Source organism: Nonomuraea aridisoli (genome assembly GCF_003236395.1).
Taxonomy (GTDB): domain Bacteria; phylum Actinomycetota; class Actinomycetes; order Streptosporangiales; family Streptosporangiaceae; genus Nonomuraea; species Nonomuraea aridisoli.
The window spans coordinates 1-763 of sequence record NZ_POUD01000618.1 but is presented as its reverse complement, the minus strand read 5'-3'; the positions used below and the strand labels follow the sequence as shown (position 1 = coordinate 763).

General features: G+C 67.4%; 1 protein-coding gene. It reads right to left on the bottom strand.

The window, feature by feature from the left end:
* A partial coding sequence (locus C1J01_RS48420) for a complex I subunit 1/NuoH family protein (protein ID WP_181449392.1) occupies nt 1-763 on the bottom strand: 763 nt, incomplete at both ends.

The following is a 763-nucleotide window of genomic DNA, read 5'->3' as shown; positions in this document are numbered from 1 at the left end:
CCTCCTTGCGCCGCTGGTCGACGGTGTCGATCCGCAGCCAGACGGCGAGCACGCCGATCACCAGCGCTCCGGCGATGCCGAGCCCGATCATCCGGTCGCCCTCGTTGACGACCAGGTTGCGCACGGCGGCCACGAGCAGGATCCAGGCCAGGTTGACCGGGATCAGCACCTTCCAGCCCAGCGACATCAGCTGGTCGTAGCGGATGCGCGGCAGCGAGGCCCGCACCCACACGATGAAGCAGAAGGTCAGCACGAACTTGATGAGGAACCACAACACCGGCCACCAGCCCGCGTTCGCGCCCTCCCACAACGAGATCGGGAACGGCGCCCGCCAGCCGCCCAGGAACAGGGTGACGGCGATGCCCGAGGCGGTGAAGGTGTGCAGGTACTCACCCATCATGATCAGGGCGAACTTCAGCGACGAGGAGTACTCGGTCTGGAAGCCGCCGACCAGCTCGCCCTCGCCCTCGGGCAGGTCGAACGGGATGCGGGCGGCCTCGCCGAACATGCAGACCACGTAGATCAGGAACGACGGGATGAGCAGCACCACGAACCAGGTGTGCTCCTGCGCCTTGACGATCTCGGAGGTGGACAGCGTGCCGGCGAACAGGAAGACGGCCACGAACGACAGAGCCATCGCGATCTCGTAGGAGACCACCTGCGCCGCCGACCGCATACCGCCGAGCAGCGCGTACGGCGAGCGCGACGACCAGCCGGCCAGCACCACGCCGTAGACGGAGACCGCGCCCATGGCCAGCATGAA